Origin of the sequence: Nodosilinea sp. E11 (assembly GCF_032813545.1) — a bacterium.
GTDB lineage: Bacteria > Cyanobacteriota > Cyanobacteriia > Phormidesmidales > Phormidesmidaceae > Nodosilinea.
This window is the reverse complement of record NZ_CP136520.1, coordinates 1410387-1427667: the sequence shown is the minus strand read 5'-3', so window position 1 is coordinate 1427667 and position 17281 is coordinate 1410387. Positions and strand designations below refer to the sequence as shown.

Here is a 17281-nt window from a genome sequence, read left to right as displayed (position 1 = left end):
GTCATCTACCCCTCCATGCCGCCTTGCTCTTGCTGGCGATCGCGCTCAGCCAGTTGTAGCAGCATTTCTGCGTGCATTTGGCGGGTAATGGGGTAAAAGCGGGTGAGCAGCATCGACATGGCCAATAGCACCATTGGTACCGGGCCAATGAAAATGCGAATTGCCAGCAGGGCCGAGTCAGGCTGCTGGGTGGCCTCGCTGACAAAACCCGAAAATTGCAGGGCCAGACTGACCAAAAACAGCCCCAGGGCCAGTCCCACCTTTTGCAGCAGGGTCATAAAGGCGTAGAAAATGCCCTCTCGCCGCTGGCCGGTTTTAATTTCGTCTAGCTCAATCACGTCGGGCAACATAGCCCAGGGCACCACGTAGGCGGTAGCCACCCCAAAACTAATCACAATGCACAGTAGGTACAGAGCCGCCACCTGCCCCGGCTGCACAAAAAACAGGGCAATCTGGGCAATAATCCAGGTGCCAATGCCGATGTAAAACACTTCCTGCTTACCCAGGCGACGGCTGAGATAGTTGACCACCACCATCATCAAAATGGCAGTACCCTGTACCAGCAGCGCCGCCAAAAAGTAAGAGTCTAGGCCCATCCAAAACGTAGCGTAGAAGGGAATAATGCTGGCGGTCATTTGTAGGGCCAGCCAGGCAAACAGGTAAATGCCTACCACAAACATAAAAGCCCGGTTGGCAAAGACCACTTTGATCTGCTGCAGAAAGGGCAGTGCTGCTTCCTCTGTGTCGGCGGGCTGGAGGGCGTTGCGCTGTACCGCGTAGGGATAGGTGCCCCAGACGCACCACAGCAGCGGCAGCACCGCCAGCACCGAGCAGATGCCCCCCAAAACTAAATACTGCTGGCGCTGGTCGGCAATTACCTGGGTGATCACTAGACCCAGGCCCAGGGCGGCGATCGCTCCAAACAGCGACGACCCCAGCCGAAAGGCCGTCAGCTCAGTGCGTTCGTCGTAGTCTTTGGTGAGTTCAGCGGTGAGGGTGGTGTAGGGCAGGTTTACCACCGTGTAAAACACCTGAAACAGCAGCGACATCACCACGTAGTACCAAAACCGGGCGGTATCGCTCTCCCACCCCGGTACTACCCAGGTGAGAAAGAAAGTCACCCCAAAGGGAATGGCTCCCAGCACAATCCAAGGGTAGCGGCGACCCCAGCGAGTACGAGTTTTATCGCTGAGATAGCCAATAAACGGATCGTTTACCGCATCCCAGATCCGCCCAATGGCCAGCACGGAGCCGGCGGCTACCGGGCTCAGCCCGGCAGCAGTGGTCAAAAAAATTAAGAACGAAAATGCCAGCAGGTTGGCGGTCATGCCAGGGCCAATGTCTCCGGCCCCAAAGGCCAGCTTGCCCCAGAGCGAAAACTTATCGGGGGCAGGTGAATTAGTGCCCGAGGGCGAAATATTTGGAGCCATAGGGAACCTGCTTGGTGGATCACCACCAGAATCAACAATTCAATGGGCGTCCTCAGTGTATTATTTCCCCATCGCAGATTGCCCTACACCGAGTCCAGCTTAGGAACTGTAGCGCGACCGTGGGCAAAACTCCACCACTGCGCTTAAATCGGGGCAGGGCAACGCCTTGTTTTTAGGGACGTTTTTGGGGGCGGGGGCTATTCATGGGAGAAGGGGCATGGCTGATTTTTATGTAAGTTGGGACGACTACCACCGCGATATTGAAAAACTGGCTATTCAAATCTACGAGTCGGGCTGGGAGTTTAACCAGATTGTCTGCCTGGCCAAGGGTGGGCTGCGCATTGGCGATACCCTCTGTCGCCTGTTTGATGTGCCCCTGGCGATTTTGTCGACTGCCTCCTACGGTGGGGCCGATGGTCGTACACGGGGGTCGATTACTTTCTCCCGCGACCTGAGCATGACCACCCCGAGCCTGGGCAGCCAGGTGCTGATTGTCGACGACCTAGTTGACTCAGGCTACAGTCTGAAGAAATCGATGGCCTGGCTGCACCACAAGTATGGGTTCTACATCGAAGATGTGCGTACGGCGGTGCTGTGGTACAAGGCCGAATCGATCATTAAGCCCGATTACCATGTGGTTTACCTGCCCGATAACCCGTGGATTCACCAGCCCTTTGAACGTTATGAAACCATGACCCCAGCGGATCTGGTGGCTAGTCATCGATCCCAGGCGGAGTCAGCGGTTTAGCGGGTAGCTCTAGGGGCGACGCCGATGCTTCTGGAGGGCCATAAAGCCGTTGATAGCCCCAGTAGCCCACGAGCATAGTCACCAGAGTGAGGGAGATGATGCCCCCGGCGCGGCACAGCCCCTGAATGGCCTTAGAAGCTCGCAGGGCGGTGAGGTAGTCACCCCGCTGGTAGGCCTGACGCAGGTTCATGGCGCAGGCTAAGGCCGGAATGCCTAGGGGCGGGAAAATCAGAAAGGCGGTCAGCAGTACCCGAGACCATCGAGCCGGGGGGCAAGGCTGCCCTTGAAACAGCTTGTAACTGCCCCGCCACTCGACAACATCCTGCTCTTGCACCTGACCGGTGAGATCAAAGCTGTGAATGTCGTCCATTTGCCAGCTAATCATCAGGGTGCGCAGCCGGTCGGGCAGGGTGAAGTAGTTGATACCCACCCCCACGGGCCGATGGACTTGGATATGCAGTCTGTCGTCGTCTTGCTGGGCGGTTACGGTGATGTGTTTGAGCGCTAGCCCCGCTTGTAGGCGTTGAGCAATCAGGCGATCGCGGTTGGCCTGATGGTAATGGTGTAACTTGATCCGAGCTTGATCGAGGTTGAGGTCATTGCAGAGGGCCAGTTCCCAATCCCGGATAGCGGCCTCAGCTTCACCTAGGGTTTCGTGCAGGTGGCCCCGGTGCAGGTAGGCTTCGGCTAGGTTGGGGTTAGCGGCAATGGCCGCATCTAAGTCGGCCAAGGCGGCAGTATAGTGCTGATGTCGCAGGTGCAGCAAGCCCCGGTTGTAATGAATTAGCGCGTGACCAGGCTGGTGCTCGAGGGCACGTTGCCAGTCGGCTAGGGCCAGCTCGTCGTGCCCTTGCTGGCAGTGCAGCAAGCCTCGGTTGCCGTAGGCGCGCACATTGCTGGGGTCATGGGCGATCGCTTCGGTGAAGGCGGCGAGGGCTGTATCTAGAGACCCGGCCTGCCAGTACACCTTGCCCAACTCAAGGTGAATATCGGCAGGGTTGGGGTGATGGCTAAGCGCTTGGGGCAGGGCCTTGAGAGCGGCGTCTACATTGCCCTTGCGGGTCTGGGTCAACGCTTGACGATAGTGATAGCGGGCCTGCTGGCGGCGGAGCCACTGGGTGAGGGAGTATCCCATAGGAGTAACACAGCTAAGGAGCATCCACTCTCATGATTCCCTCTGAAACTCAACCTGTCAGTGGAGCATTGCAATATCGTAATGAGGAAATTTGCAGTAGTGAAGTATACAATTTGGTGGATTGATGGTCGAATTGCTGGGCTTAAGGGCGATCGCTCTTGGCCCCGTCATCGTCGGCTTGGGCCGCTTTGAGCGCCACTGACGCAATAGCTAACGTCAGCCGTGCCTGCTCTAGATCAGACAGGGTCTCCCAGGGATTGGCTGGAATTGCCCGCAGGTTTAGCTCTAAAATTTCTCCGCGTCCGTCTCGTAACGAGTAGGCCAATGGACGGGCTAGCACCGCTAGGTCAGCGGTGTCCCAGCTGGGCAGAATGTCATTGGCACATTGCACTAGCTGGTCAATGAGGGGTTGGCCACTGCGGGCTAGGGCAGTGGCGGTGGTGGCCAGGCTTTGCAGCAGTTCGTTGGGCACTCGCGCTTGAAACTGACGAATCTGACTGAACACGGTCCTAGCCTGGGCTGGAGCGATGGCTGTCTCGCCCCTTTGAGCACTCATCTGAGCGGCCAGGATCTGCCATCCGGCGGCGATCGCACTCGTTAAGTCCTCTGTTCCTAAATCGTCAAACTCTGCTTCAAGGTGAGTCAAATAAGCTTCGGCTTCAGGGGCCAGAGGTTGCCAGGGATACGCCTCATCGGCGGTAAGAATACTGGCAAGCAAGTCGTGTTCAGCGGCCATGGCAGACTTAGAAGCAGGGTTGGAAGGCTGGGAGGACTGGTTCATAGCAAAATCAAAGATGCACAAGACGGTAACAAACCTGACAAGAGAGAATACACAAGGCCGCTGAGCCATTCCGTACAGAGTAGACAAGTTTGCCCGATAGCTAGCGCGGCGGCGCTGACCTGGGGTTACCCTCAAGGGTAAATTCCATCAATTCGCCATCCCGGCTGCCAAACTGAATGGCTGTGCCCAGGGCCAGGGGCACTTCGGCCCGGTGGACATGGTGCCAGGTGCGACCATCATAGTAGTAAGACCCATAGCGCGACATATCCCGCAGGTAATAGCCGGTAGTCTGTACGCCGTTCTCAAATTGGTTGCGGCAAAAAATCTCGGCATGCTGCAGCGATACCCAGGGTTCGACAATCACCAGGTCATTATCAGGCAGCCTTCCTACCCGCAAATAGCCATCGTAGAGCCGCCACAGGCGGTCTGGGGTGTTGAGGCAGCGCACTACCGCATTGGTCGTGTCTAAGTCTTGACCGGGCAGTTGGGTAACCGCTAAGGTCGCCTCTCGCAGCAAATGTCCTTCAAAATTGGGATGCTGATACAGCACTGGCAGCGTCCAGGCCGCATGGTTAAACCGGTAAGCCGTCAGCAAATGTTGTCGGGCCAGCGCTACCGCCTGGGCCACCGGCTGCCGCTCCGCCAGCCCTCGGGCCAGTACCTGAATAAAGCTCAGGGCCTCATGGTCCGCAATAGAGTCACGCATGGCCAACACGGCTGGCACCCCGTGGTGCAACAGTACCTCCGCTAGGCTACTGCGGGGAATCACCTGCTGGTGTTGTAGGTCAGGCTGAGCTCCCCAGCAGGTGTTAAACACCGCTAGCCGAATGCCGTTGTGGGCAAGCCCCTGGGCCAGTTCGGTGCCGCTCAGACTGCCCCCCTGCCGCAAAAATAGCATGCCGCCGTCGGGGGCAGGCACCCCGTGGCCCGCGTAGAAGAACACATTGAAATATCCGGTTTCTAAGGCTTTGAGCAGGGTTTTGGCGTCGGGTTCTAGCAGCGTCTGCACCTGGCAGACGACTGGGCCAGCACCCTGGTAACTCAAGCGTGAGGCACTAAGCTCTAGCAACTGTTTCAGGGCTTCGGCTTCCTGGGGGAGCTGCAGAACGTTTCCTGCCCCCTCGGTCGCTCCAGGATCGTCTTGTCCTAAGACCAGCAAAATACGCAGGGAGGTGTCTAACTCAGCGGGGGGCAGCGGGTCTACAGCGCTGGCTGTGCGGCTAAACAGTACCTGGGGCCCCATCGCCAGGGCCGGGCGACCGGGCTGAGGCTGCATAATTTCCCAGGGCAGACTGATGAGCTCTGGGGGCCGTACTTCTAGCCGCAGTGTGAGCGGGCGGTTTTGGCCGATCGCGATGCCGAGGCTGCGTTCTAAGGTCTGGCGAATGGGGCCGTCAAACAACCATTCCCACAGGCTTACCCCCAGCCCCTGCATCAGCCGTCCGGTTTTGCTGCCGGTTTCGGCGGTGGGGGCGACCCGGTCGAGCAGATCGTCGAGCTGAAACTGCGGCACGTAGGCTGAGGGTACGTGGGGCACCTGGGGTAGCCCCCGCAGTGAAAAGAACTGTTGCCAGCTGTCCCAAATCTGCGCCATCTGATCATCCCAGATGCGATCGTGGTGGGCGTATCCCCCGGGAAACGGGCTTTCTAGCACCCAGATGGCATAGTGGTTGGAGTCGGCCTGAGTAAGGCGATCGATGGCAATACAAAGGGTGAGGGCGTCAGACGACAGCATAGGCAGGCCTAAGGCAAGAGGGCCAAATCATGAAAATTGAGGCGGCGGCAGGGCCAGAAAATACGGCGACCAGGCCGGGCGGCTAGGGAACACAGCGACCGGCTTGGGTCGGAGTCACTAACTCTAAAAATGCTGTGGCCCGATAGAGCTGTCGGGTCTGCATCCAGCCTTCATCCCCTGGGGTTGATAGGCGCTGGCTGAGATCTGGGTTATTGGCCAAGGGCTCGCTTAGATCGGTTTCCTGGGGAGCTTGTTCAAGGGAGTCCCCCGAGGGAATAGAGCAGATTTGGAGCCGTACCCAGTCAGTATTGTCTGCGGTGGTTTGGCGACTGATGACCCTGACGATGCTACCAATAGCTACCGCAGGAGGCTCTGTTGGCCCTGGCTCTGTTAGCCCAGCCGCCTCACCAGGCTGCTGCCGCAGATCCAGGTCGCGGCCATCCCCAGCGTTGGTCGCTTGCCAAAACGATCCGATGGGGATTTCGACGGTGGCAGCTAGGGCCGAGCTGGGTAGGGGTTGACCGGCCAGCGCCGGGATAGGCCAGTCTGTCGTAAGGGGCTGGATGGCCATGGCAGACGACTGACGACGACTTAAGAACCACCCCGTTGCCCCTAGGGCTGCTAGCACCACGGCCATGCCGCCTAGAAAAGCGGCCCACGGAAAGCCCGCTCGCCCTGGCCTTGCAGCCGGAGCGGTGGCAGCGGCAGGGGCCACTAGACGCGTCGTTGGGGGTGGGGCATGGCCTGCTGCCCCTGTGGCTGCAAGCTGGCTAGGGACCGGAGCCTGTTTTAAGCTGCTGGCGGGCAGGCTGGGTAGCGTTGCTACCTGGGGAATAAACCGCATTAACCCCACGGTCACGTTGTCGTGGCCGTTTAGACGATTGGCCTGCTGAATCAACTCGGCGATCGCCGTTCCCAGAGGGCCAGCGGTGGCGGTCAGCGGGGCCACCAGATGGGGGGCCAAGGCTTCAACCCGGTCGTAGTCGCTGAGGCCATCGGAGCACAGCAGCAGCAGGGCAGGATCGTCAAGCAGCAGGTGTTGTACCGAGGGGTAGAGGTAGCCCGAGTCGCTAATGCCTAGGGCCTGAATAAGCGCTCCGCCACTGGGTAACTGCACGGCTTCTGAGTAGAGGGCATAGCCCATCTGGGCCTCCCGAGAGGCCACGTCGTCGTCGACGGTAATTTGGTAACAGGTGTGTGGGCTGATTCGATAGGCGCGGCTGTCGCCAATGTGGGCAATAGATACATAGGGAAAATGCACTAACGTCACTACTACGGTGGTGCCCATGCGGGCTCGGGCCGATCGCTGTTCGTCGTTATTGCGGGCTGAGATGGCATCGTTGGCCAGAATAATGGCCTGCTTGAGCCGCTGGGCGATCGCCGCTGGCGGTAGATGGGGCTGCTGGGTCAGGGGTTCTAGCTCTTGCTGGAGTAGCTTGATGGCGGTTTGAGAGGCCACACTGCCCTGTTCGTGGCCACCAATGCCGTCGCAAACCAACAGCAGCGGTGGCGGATCAACGCCGATGGCTGACCCGGTTAACCGCTGCTGGCGAGACTCGCCATCGGGGTAGCAGGCATCTTCGTTGCGATCGCGGGTTGGCCCCTGGTCTGTCCCTGCGGCCCAATCAATGGTTACCAATAGCCCCTGCCCCAGGGTTTGCAGGGCTCCTTCCAGGTCAGCCTCTAGGTCGGCGGCAGTCGTGATTTTGCCGTCGCGCAGCGCCTTGACTACCCAGCCCAAATATTCCTGCACCGCAGGCTGAGCCGTAGCGACTAATTTTCGCCACGGCAGCTCTAGGGCGCTGAGGGCGGGGGGTGTCTCGTCGGTGACTAGGGTGGTGAGCCGCAGCAGCGCCCCATCAACTCGCAGATCGTCTAGATTGAGTAGGGTTGAGGCCACCTGCTGGTCAGCGAGAGCGGGCCACAGACTGGCCACCTGACGCAGCCAGTTGAGCTGCCGCAGGGCCGACCCACTGGCCCAGGCCTGAGACAAATTTGGCAGCAACATGGCCTCGATCTGCTCGGGCGACTGCGGCGACGAGCTCTCCAGATTTCCCTTGAGGCGAGTAGCAATGGGGGCGGCATCAAGCAGCAGTACCGGCGTGGCTAGGCCCGTTTCTTCAGGAATGAGGTAGGCATAGGGCCGGGGAACGTGCTGGGCCAGATAAAAGAGCTTGAGATAGACCATCACCGGAGGCAAAATCTTCTCCAGGGATGGGGGCGGGGTGTCGGGCCGAGTGTCTAGCCAAAGGCGATCGCGCCACACCAAAAACCGCCCGGCTACCAGCGTGCCCGAACGCAGCGATCGCGCCCCTTCGCCCACGGCCAACAAAAACCGGTACAGCAGTGGCGTACCGCAGACCTTACAGCGACTGGCGGGTGGCGTCGAAGCGGCTCGACAGGTTGGATTAGAGCACTGGATCACGATCCTCTAGGCGCAGATAAACAGCTCTGAACGTTTCACTTGTAACGTCTCAATAGTACCCAACCCTAGGGGAAGTGCGGAGAGCGCTGCCAATCGATGGGTCGCCGAGCCTACGCCAGCCGCCAAGCTTAGCTTGCTGCCGATGGGTCAGGCTCGACTCGGGGTAAACCCATGCTGTAGTTGAGGGCGCGGCTCTTGAGATTGTAGCTAATCGCTCCCTGCTGCAAGAGTTGGCGCACAAAATGCTCTAAATCTGAGCCAATGCGTCGTAGGTTGTAGTCGGTTAAATCTTCGCCAGCGGCGGCATCGACAAGGCGGTCAAACTCGGCATAGACAGCCTTGAGGGCGTCTTCGGGCCAGTTGAACTCGTTGTCGGGGTCAATGTCGAGGGTGAGTTTGTCGTCGCTGGGCACCAGTTCGTTATCGGCGACGGTGGCGGTGTAGATATGGACGTGCCGGGTGGTCGATTTGAGCATCATAGCCAGGTTATGCCCTCTAGGGAATCCAATGTGGTCGTTCTGGGGTAGTTTGCTCCCAGGGTGGCGCTACTCTTGTTGATTGTATAGCAACTGCCCCACCCCAGAGCTTAAAACAAGTCTTTCTTGCCCCGCAGCCGGGCAAAGGTTTGAACGGCTGAGCTACTATTCGTGGCCTGCTGTAGCGTCTGCTGATCCCACCGCAGAAAGGGATTAGTTTGTTTTTCTAGCCCAAGCTCAGCGGGTACGGTGGGGCGATCGTGGGCGCGGGCTGCTTCTACCTGGGCCAGGCGATCGCGCAGAGCGAGGTTGGCCCCATCGACCGTCAGCGCAAACTTGAGATTGTTGAGGGTATATTCGTGGGCGCACCACACCCTCGTGGTATCGGGGAGCTGCCGCAGTTTGCCCAAAGACTCAACCATTTGCTGGGGGGTGCCCTCAAACAGCCGACCGCAGCCCCCGGCAAACAGCGTGTCGCCACAAAATAGCTCACCCCAGTCGGCGGCGGTAGCTGGGGCAAAGTAGTAAGCAATGTGCGCTCGGGTGTGCCCAGGCACAAAGAAGACGTCGGCGGTGCATTGGCCCTCCGCCGAACCCTCGAATAGGCTGACCCGATCGCCTTCGCGAAGCAGATGGGTTTGCCCTGGAATGCGGCCTCTGTCCTCGCTGCCCCCATAGACCTGGGCCTGGGGAAAGTGCTCTAGTAATTGCTGGTTGCCGCCCACATGGTCACTGTGGTGGTGGGTATTGAGAATAGCCGTCAGTTTCGCCCCCAGCCGATCTAGGGTTTGCAGCACTGACGTGGCATCGCCAGGGTCAACCACCGCAGCCTGCCCTTGGGTTGCATCGTGCAGCACAAAAATATAGTTGTCGCGAAAGGCCGCTACCCGATGAATTTCCATGTTGCTCTCCTGGCTGTGCGCCATTGCTTCCGTATCTTCTCCGTGGCAAATCTACCCTTAACTCAGGTTTAATGCAGATTTACTGAATCTTTATCGGTTGCCCCACCGTAACCTCTAGGGATTGGGCATGCTTGAGAAAGATGCAAATGTAGCATTGGTTACATTGCCTCGGGCGGTCTCTGGGGTAGCCCACGCCTTTGCCGCCTACCTACTCCTACCTACTATCGTCACTCCTGAACCGAGGATCTGCAATCATGGTGTCGTCTCTGCCTGCTGCCGATATTCAAACCCTGGTGCACACCGCCCTTCAGCAGGGCCGGTTGAGCCGCCGCGATCACCTCAGCCTGTCGACGGCAATGCTCAGCAACCCGGCTCTGACCGCCCGCGATCGCCAGTACATCAACCAGATGTTTGACAGCATTCGGGCCGGGCGAGTGCGCCTGGCCGACTAAGTTTTTCTCCAGGATGGTAAAAAAAGCGCCCTGACTAACCCCAGGGCGCTTTTCCTTTTACAATTTGGGCATTCCCATCGTTGTCGGCCTAGGCCGGGTCAGCTTTTAGGACCACCGCTTAGGACTATCTACCCGTGCGCCAAAACCGCATTCGCTATGGCGAAACCGCTGTTGAGGAAAACTACCGCCGCACCCGGCGACACTTAACTCGCGGGGCGATCGCCCTGGGGGGTGTCGTGTTCTCGGGGGTGCTGTGGTATCGCTTCATGGAGGGGTGGAGCTGGCTCGATGCCACCTATATGGCGGTGATCACGCTCTCGACGGTGGGCTTTGGCGAGATTAACCCGCTCAGTCCCCGGGGGCGGCTGTTTACCATCCTGCTGATCATGATGGGTGTGGGCGTGATTGCCTACATCCTGAACAGCTTGACCGATGCCATTGTGCAGGGGCATTTTCAGGCCGGGTTTCGGTTACTCAAGCGGCGCAGACTGATGGAATCGTTACAGGAACACTATATTATTTGCGGGTTTGGGCGTACGGGTCGTCAGGTGGCGACCGAGTTTGCGGCTGAGGCCCTTGCCTTTGTGGTAGTTGACTCCGACAGCGTGGCGATTCAGACGGCCCAGCAGCTCAGGTACATCACCCTCCAGGGTGATGCCACCCAAGATCAAATGCTGCTCCAGGCGGGGGTAGAGCAGGCTCGCTGCCTGGTGGCCGCCCTGCCCTCCGACGCTGAAAACCTCTACATTGTGCTCTCGGCTAAGACCCTGTCGCCGGGTATTCGGACCATTGCCCGCGCCAGCAGTGAAGAGGCCATACTCAAGCTACAGCGAGGCGGGGCCGATGTGGTGGTGTCGCCCTACATCACCGGCGGCAAGCGCATGGCCGCCGCCGCCCTGCGCCCTCAGGTGGTGGATTTTTTGGACGGCATGCTCACTGGGGCGGAACGCGCGGTCTATGTGGAAGAATTTTTGCTGCTGCCCGAGAGCTGCCCAGTTGTCGGCAAAACCCTGGCGGAGGCTCAGCTAGGTCGTGAGTCTGGGGCGCTAATTCTGGCGATTCGCCGGGACGATGGGGTGCTTATGTTTGCCCCTAGCGCCGACACCCGCCTCTACCCCGGCGATATGGTGATCAGCATGGGCAACGCCGACCAGCTGCGGCTGCTGAGCCAAATTATCAGTCCGATTCGTCGCTGAAGGCCACTGACACCACCGCCGGCCTGAGCGGGCCGAATCTTACAACTTTCTGCACAATGGGCGGCTGTGGGTAATTTGTCGCTAGCGTGCAGTAGCAAGGTGCGCTGCGTGGCCCACCCTGGTGTTGTAGCCAGGTGTGTCGATGGGGCTCAGCCGTACTCAACCAGCCTTAAATGGCCAGGCCCTATGCAAGAGCTAGAACGCGATCGCTTCATTTTGATCATTGATCCTCACCGGGAGCATGCCCAACTGGTGCAGCAGGTTTTGGCCCAGTCCTCTGGTGACGATGCCTGGCGCGTTCAGGCGTCTCAGGCCGAGTATCGGTCCCAGAATCGCTTTGACATTATCGAGGATGGGAATGAGGCGATTGACTACCTGCTCCAGCGGAATCAGTACACCCAGGCACCTCGTCCAGATTTAGTTTTACTCGATCTCGATCTGCCGGGGCACGACGGCCACAGCATTCTCACCACGATCAAGACAACCCCCCACCTGAAGCGAATTCCGGTGATTGTGTTCACGCAGTCAGACCACAGTGAAGATGTTCTGCGGAGCTATGCCAGCCAGGGCAACTGCTACGTGGTGAAGGCGGCTGATTTAGCGCAGTTGTCTCACACGGTGCAACAGATTGAATCGTTTTGGCTTGGCATTGTAACGCTACCGCTGAGGTAAGCCTCCCTCGCTTCAATACGTTTAGTAAATAAACAAAAACTATCCAATAGTCCTGTTGCTTGAAAACTCGGTTTTATGGGGCGATTGAAATCTAAATTTACCTAAAAAGTAAGCTTCTTATTTTCTTAATAACCTTATTCCGGTGCCTCAATTTATCTGAGATATGCTGCTGGTATAGAGCCATTTCAGGGCACGATGATCTCGTTGCAGTGAATGGTTGACGATGAATTGGCCTAGCTGGATGGTTTGGTGCCCTGTTCTGTTGAGGCTCTTAGGCTTCTCTGTCCGTTAAGGTCAGAGTGCTAAAGAGCGTTTAGCTGGTGCGAATTCGCTATGGGTTGTGCCGCAGCAGGGGCGAATTAGGCTGATGCTGTATGGTTCCGGTTTTTGAAGGATGAATGCAACCTATTAACATCTTGTTTGGGTTCGATCAATCTACGGTTTTGTCTAGTTAAGTATTTGTCTAGCTGAGTGTGTTATTCCAGATGCTTTTGAATCGGTAGATTGTTGATTTAAAGGTCCAAATCCACCACGCCTACCCACAGCCACGCCTACAAACACCCCTATTTTTGCCAGGAGAGCGATCGCTATGACCCTTCGGAATCTAAACCCTGACGCCCAGCTCGTGAGTCTCAAACAGCCCGAGATTCATACCCTGACCCAGGTGCAGCCCCACGGCGTGCTGCTGGTGCTGCGGGAGGCCGATCTGTCGATTGTGCAGGTGAGTCGCAACACCCGCGATGCTTTTGGTCTATCGGCGGAGGAGGTGCTGGGCCAAACCCTAGACGATCTGCTGGATGCCTATCAGGTAGATCAGATTCGCGCGGGCCTGCGCCACGACAATTTAGATGTCTTGAACCCCACTAAGGTATGGGTTCGGCGACGGGGCGATGACTACGGCGTGTACGATGCCATCTTTCACCGCAACAGCGAGGGCTGCCTGATTCTAGAACTAGAGCCGGCCTCAACCCACGAGTCGATTCCGTTTTTGAGCTTTTACCACCTGGCGCGGGCCTCAATCGGGCAACTGGAGGCGGGAACGGCGAGCCTGGCCGATTTTTGCCGCATCATTGTCCACGAGGTGCGGCAGGTGACGGGCTTTGACCGGGTAATGCTCTACAAATTTGATGACGACGGCCACGGCGAGGTGCTGGCCGAAGAAAAGCTCGACGATATGGAATCGTACCTGGGCCTACATTTCCCTGAGTCGGACGTGCCCCAGCCCGCTCGTAAGATGTTTCTCTCCAACTGGATTCGGGTGATTCCCAACGCCAGTGCCGAGCCGGTGGATTTGGTGCCCGCCCTCAACCCCGTGACCCACCACGGCACCGACCTGGTGATGTCGATTTTGCGCCAGCCCTACCGCTGCCACACCGAGTACCTGCACCACATGAACGTGGAGGCGTCGCTGACCATTTCGCTGATGAAGGATCAGAAGCTATGGGGGCTGATTGCCTGCCACCACAAAACGCCCAAGTATGTGTCCTACGAGCTGCGTAAGGCCTGCGAGTTTTTGGGCCGGGTGATTTTTGCTGAAATTTCGACCCTAGAAGAGGAGGCCGACCAGAGCTACCGGCTGCAGCTGGCGGCGGTGCAGTCGGCGCTGATCGACCAGATGGCGCGGGAAGACTACTTCGTCGATGGCCTGGTGCGCCACGACCCCAGCCTGTTGGATCTGGTGGGCGCGAAGGGGGCCGCGATTTGCTTTGGCGGTCAGTGGACGATTTTGGGTCGCACCCCGCCCGAGGAGGAACTGAACTATCTGGTGCAGTGGCTGGCCAACCAGGCCGACCAATCGGAGCAGGATATTGTCGTCACCAATGCCCTGCCCCTGGACTACACCGAGGCCCAGCGGTTTAAGGATGTGGCCAGCGGGCTGCTGGCGATTCCCATCTCCAAGCGTAGCTACGTGCTGTGGTTTCGCCCCGAGGTGATTCAGACGGTGAACTGGGGCGGCAACCCCAATGAGGCCTATACCCTGGTGGGTGAGGGCGAAGAGCAGTGGCTGTGCCCCCGCCAGTCCTTTGAGTTGTGGAAGGAGACGGTGAGCCTGCGATCGCTGCCCTGGCAGCCGGTGGAAATCAAAGCTGCCCTAGAGCTGCGCAAGGCGATCGTCAACATTGTGCTGCGCCAGGCTGAGGAACTGGCTCTGCTGGCCAATGACCTAGAGCGATCGAACGCTGAGCTGAAGAAATTTGCCTACATCGCCTCCCACGACCTGCAAGAGCCGCTCAACCAGGTGGCCAACTTTGTACAGCTGCTGGAGATGCGCTACGACGCCAAGCTCGACGACGACGGCAAAGAGTTTATCGGCTTTGCCGTGGAAGGGGTGAGCCTGATGCAGACCCTGATCGATGACGTGCTGGCCTACAGCAAGGTCGATCTCCAGGGGATTGAGTGGCAGCTGACCGAAGTGCAGCAATCCCTCGACCAGGCTTTGGGCAACCTACGCGGACGGGTGTCCGAAACGGGCGCGGTGATCACCGTGGACCCGCTACCTACCATCGTGGCTGATGGCACCCAGCTGATGCAGCTGTTCCAAAACCTGGTGGGCAACGCCATTAAGTTTCGTCAGCCCGGCGAAACGCCCCAGATTCACATTGGGGTGCAGCGTCAGGAGGAGCACTGGCTGTTTTCGGTGGCGGACAATGGCATCGGCTTTGACCCGCAGTTTGCCGAGCGCATTTTTGTCATCTTCCAGCGGCTGCACACCCGTGACGAGTATGCTGGCTCGGGTATGGGTCTGGCCATCTGCAAAAAAATTGTGGAGTGCCACCGAGGGCGCATTTGGGTAGAGGCAGTCCCCGACCAGGGGGCGACATTCTATTTCACTATCCCCGTTGAAGGACGCGATCGCCACCATGGCAACGGACGCAAGGCCCAAAACTATCTTTTTAGTCGAGGATAATCGCGGCGATATTCGGCTGATTCAGGAGGCCCTTAAGAGCACCGCCGCCCCGTGCGAGATTGTGATCGCCCGGGACGGCATGGAGGCGATGGCCTACCTACAGCACCAGGGGGAGTTTGCGTCGGCCACTCTCCCTGACCTGATTTTGCTTGACCTAAATTTGCCCAAAAAGGATGGGCGTGAGGTGCTAGCGGAGATCAAAGCCAACGAGGCGCTGAAGCACATTCCGATCATTGTGCTGACTACCTCGCGAAACGAGGACGACATCGGTAAGAGCTATGACCTGCACGTCAACTGCTACATCTCAAAATCGCGGAACTTGGCCCAGCTGTTCAAAATTGTGCAAGGAATTGAGGCATTTTGGCTAGAAACAGCGACGCTGCCCTCGCCTACCCCCTAAGCCCAGGGGCGGTGCGCGTGCTTTTGATTGAAGACGACCTGGCCGAGGCCCGGTTTTTGCAGGAGGTGCTAAAGGGGTCACCCCGCAGTCGCTTCCTGCTCAGCCACGCTAAGCGCCTGGGGGAGGCGATCGCCTGGCTGGATCAAGACAGCTTTGACATCGCATTGCTCGATCTCACTCTGCCCGACAGTACCGGCCTCGATTCGCTGGATGTGCTGCTGCAAACGGCCCCCCACTTGCCGGTAGTGGTGCTGACCAACACCAACGATGATGAGCTGGCGGTGGCCGCCGTGCGCCACGGTGCCCAAGACTACTTGATGAAGCGATCGCTCCAACAGGAGGTGCTAGTGCGATCGCTGTTTTATGCGATCGAGCGGCAGCGGGCCGAAGAGGCCCTGCGAGATGCCAACGAAATCTTAGAAGACCGGGTGCAGGCCCGTACCGCCGAGCTGGAGGCGGCCAACCGCCACCTGCGCCAGGAGATTGAGCAGCGCCAGCGCATTCAGGAACGGCTGACCCTGGCCCAAAATGCGGCCAGCATTGGCACCTTTGAATGGTGTGTCGATGCGCCTGCCCAGCCGTTGCATGCCTCAAGGTCAGCGCCAGACATGCCCTGGCCCCTGGCTGACATGATGGCCAGCTTTAGCGCCAGCTGGCCCTGGCCCATGCACCCAGACGACACAGAACGGGTCGTTCAGGAGCTGAGGCAGGCTCTCCAGCAGGGCCAGGGGCTCAACACCGAGTTTCGTATTTTGGTGGGCGATCGGGTGCACTGGCTGACCATCAACAGCAGCTTGATCTGCGATCTCGAGACCCATAGCGAACGCCTGCTGGGCATTCATATGGACATCACCGATAAAAAGCAGCTAGAGACGCAGTTCTTGCGATCGCAGCGGCTAGAGAGCCTGGGCACCCTGGCCAGCGGCATTGCCCACGACCTCAACAACATTTTGACGCCGATTTTGCTGGTGGTGCAGCTGCTGCCGCTCAAGCTCAAAACCATCGATCCTTGGATGCAGGGCAAGCTGGACATTTTAGAAGCCAGCGCCCAACGGGGAGCCGACTTAGTCAAGCAGATTCTCGCCTTCACGCGGGGGGTTGAGGGCAAGCGCTTTGCCCTCCAGGTCAACCATTTGCTGGGGGATATTCGCAAGCTGGTGCAGCAGACCCTGCCCAAATCCATCGATATTTACACCGAGGTGCCAGACAGCCTTTGGTCGGTCTGGGGCGACCCCACCCAGCTGCATCAGGTGTTTATGAACCTCTGTGTCAACGCCCGCGACGCCATGCCTGCTGGGGGTACGCTGCGCCTGACCGCCGAGAACCTGACCCTCGATCCGGCCTCGGCCCAGCGATATTTTCAAGCCCAGCCTGGTCCTTACATCAGAGTGACCATCGCTGATACTGGCACTGGCATGGGTCCAGCGGTGCTCAACCAAATTTTTGACCCCTTCTTTACCACCAAAGCCTTTGGCCAGGGGACAGGCCTGGGGCTGTCGGCAGTGCTGGGCATTGTAGAAAGCCACGGTGGCTTTGTCGATGTCCAGAGTCAGGTGGGCCAGGGTAGCCAGTTCCAGGTGTATCTGCGGGCCAGCTTCGAACCCAGTGCAGAAGCCGACGCCCCCCTGACCCTGCTCGATGGCCATCAGACAACTGTGTTGGTTGTCGATGACGAACCCGCTGTCTGTGAGGTAGTGCGTACGGTGTTAGAGCTGCACAACTATCGGGTGATGGTGGCCGATGGTGGCCAAGCGGCGATCGCCCTGCTGAGTGCGCACCCCACCACCATCCACACCGTGCTGATGGATCTGATGATGCCCACCATGGATGGCCTGACGGCCATTCCGCTGCTGAAGTCCATCAATCCTGGCCTGCGGGTGGTTGCCATGAGCGGCCTCAATTCCACCGAGGCGGTTGCTAAGGCCGAGCAGCAGGGCTTTGAGAGTTTCTTGCCAAAGCCCTTCACCCACCAAGAGCTGCTACAGCGCATTCAGCCCGGTGCCTGAAGGGGCTAGCCCGAC

Annotated in this window: 14 protein-coding genes; 7 read left to right on the top strand and 7 right to left on the bottom strand. The window is 58.6% G+C overall.

Translation table 11 applies throughout. The annotated features are described in order from the left end of the window. Positions 1–5: 5 nt before the first annotated feature. Entirely contained in the window at positions 6–1430 is a 1425-nt protein-coding gene (locus RRF56_RS08640; RefSeq protein WP_317037236.1) for an MFS transporter, read from the bottom strand. Between the two features lie 217 nt (positions 1431–1647). On the opposite strand from RRF56_RS08640, the gene RRF56_RS08635 reads away from it, so the two are divergent. After that, positions 1648–2178 carry a phosphoribosyltransferase gene (locus RRF56_RS08635; protein WP_317037235.1) on the top strand — a complete coding sequence of 177 codons (531 nt, stop codon included), beginning with the start codon at positions 1648–1650 and terminating at the stop codon, positions 2176–2178. Here RRF56_RS08635 and RRF56_RS08630 read toward each other — a convergent pair. The 6 genes from RRF56_RS08630 to gloB form a co-directional block, all read right to left on the bottom strand. Continuing rightward, positions 2144–3313 (bottom strand): tetratricopeptide repeat protein, encoded by a 1170-nt coding sequence (locus RRF56_RS08630; RefSeq protein WP_317037234.1) that lies wholly within the window; start codon positions 3311–3313, stop codon positions 2144–2146. The genes RRF56_RS08635 and RRF56_RS08630 overlap by 35 nt on opposite strands. Positions 3314–3455: 142 nt before the next feature. Continuing rightward, positions 3456–4094, bottom strand: coding sequence for a hypothetical protein (locus tag RRF56_RS08625; RefSeq protein ID WP_317037233.1), 639 nt, complete (start codon positions 4092–4094; stop codon positions 3456–3458). A 100-nt stretch (positions 4095–4194) separates the two neighbouring features. Beyond that, a complete protein-coding gene (locus RRF56_RS08620) occupies positions 4195–5829 on the bottom strand; it encodes a CHAT domain-containing protein (RefSeq protein WP_317037232.1) in 1635 nt (544 codons plus the stop codon). A gap of 82 nt (positions 5830–5911) precedes the next feature. Beyond that, positions 5912–8254 (bottom strand): PP2C family protein-serine/threonine phosphatase, encoded by a 2343-nt coding sequence (locus tag RRF56_RS08615; protein WP_317037231.1) that lies wholly within the window; start codon positions 8252–8254, stop codon positions 5912–5914. Positions 8255–8382: 128 nt separating this feature from the next. Continuing rightward, positions 8383–8733: an NAD(P)H-quinone oxidoreductase subunit M gene (locus RRF56_RS08610; RefSeq protein ID WP_317037230.1), complete on the bottom strand. Its 351-nt coding sequence runs from the start codon at positions 8731–8733 to the stop codon at positions 8383–8385. Positions 8734–8840: 107 nt separating this feature from the next. After that, a complete protein-coding gene (gene gloB / locus RRF56_RS08605) occupies positions 8841–9632 on the bottom strand; it encodes a hydroxyacylglutathione hydrolase (RefSeq protein ID WP_317037229.1) in 792 nt (263 codons plus the stop codon). Positions 9633–9886: 254 nt separating this feature from the next. Between gloB and RRF56_RS08600 the strand changes: the two genes are divergently transcribed. The 6 genes from RRF56_RS08600 to RRF56_RS08575 all read left to right on the top strand — a co-directional run bounded on the left by RRF56_RS08600 (position 9887) and on the right by RRF56_RS08575 (position 17266). Next, on the top strand, positions 9887–10084 hold the full coding sequence (locus tag RRF56_RS08600) for a hypothetical protein (protein WP_317037228.1): 198 nt from the start codon (positions 9887–9889) through the stop codon (positions 10082–10084). Positions 10085–10218: 134 nt separating this feature from the next. Further along, the gene (locus tag RRF56_RS08595; protein ID WP_317037227.1) at positions 10219–11280 is read left to right on the top strand and encodes a potassium channel protein; all 1062 of its coding nucleotides are present in this window, start codon (positions 10219–10221) and stop codon (positions 11278–11280) included. A gap of 186 nt (positions 11281–11466) precedes the next feature. Beyond that, entirely contained in the window at positions 11467–11952 is a 486-nt protein-coding gene (locus tag RRF56_RS08590) for a response regulator (RefSeq protein WP_317037226.1), read from the top strand. A 589-nt stretch (positions 11953–12541) separates the two neighbouring features. Next, the gene (locus RRF56_RS08585) at positions 12542–14860 is read left to right on the top strand and encodes an ATP-binding protein (protein WP_317037225.1); all 2319 of its coding nucleotides are present in this window, start codon (positions 12542–12544) and stop codon (positions 14858–14860) included. Beyond that, positions 14814–15260: a response regulator gene (locus RRF56_RS08580; protein WP_317037224.1), complete on the top strand. Its 447-nt coding sequence runs from the start codon at positions 14814–14816 to the stop codon at positions 15258–15260. The genes RRF56_RS08585 and RRF56_RS08580 overlap by 47 nt, the downstream gene beginning before the upstream one ends. Further along, positions 15221–17266: a response regulator gene (locus RRF56_RS08575; protein WP_317037223.1), complete on the top strand. Its 2046-nt coding sequence runs from the start codon at positions 15221–15223 to the stop codon at positions 17264–17266. Before RRF56_RS08580 ends, RRF56_RS08575 begins: the two co-directional genes overlap by 40 nt. Positions 17267–17281 lie beyond the last annotated feature (15 nt).

Coding starts and splice junctions, on each gene's coding strand:
- RRF56_RS08640 (WP_317037236.1), bottom strand. CDS start 1,430: ATGGCTCCAAATATTTCGCCCTCGGGCACTAATTCACCTGCCCCCGAT.
- RRF56_RS08580 (WP_317037224.1), top strand. CDS start 14,814: ATGGCAACGGACGCAAGGCCCAAAACTATCTTTTTAGTCGAGGATAAT.
- gloB (WP_317037229.1), bottom strand. CDS start 9,632: ATGGAAATTCATCGGGTAGCGGCCTTTCGCGACAACTATATTTTTGTG.
- RRF56_RS08600 (WP_317037228.1), top strand. CDS start 9,887: ATGGTGTCGTCTCTGCCTGCTGCCGATATTCAAACCCTGGTGCACACC.
- RRF56_RS08620 (WP_317037232.1), bottom strand. CDS start 5,829: ATGCTGTCGTCTGACGCCCTCACCCTTTGTATTGCCATCGATCGCCTT.
- RRF56_RS08585 (WP_317037225.1), top strand. CDS start 12,542: ATGACCCTTCGGAATCTAAACCCTGACGCCCAGCTCGTGAGTCTCAAA.
- RRF56_RS08590 (WP_317037226.1), top strand. CDS start 11,467: ATGCAAGAGCTAGAACGCGATCGCTTCATTTTGATCATTGATCCTCAC.
- RRF56_RS08610 (WP_317037230.1), bottom strand. CDS start 8,733: ATGATGCTCAAATCGACCACCCGGCACGTCCATATCTACACCGCCACC.
- RRF56_RS08630 (WP_317037234.1), bottom strand. CDS start 3,313: ATGGGATACTCCCTCACCCAGTGGCTCCGCCGCCAGCAGGCCCGCTAT.
- RRF56_RS08625 (WP_317037233.1), bottom strand. CDS start 4,094: ATGAACCAGTCCTCCCAGCCTTCCAACCCTGCTTCTAAGTCTGCCATG.
- RRF56_RS08635 (WP_317037235.1), top strand. CDS start 1,648: ATGGCTGATTTTTATGTAAGTTGGGACGACTACCACCGCGATATTGAA.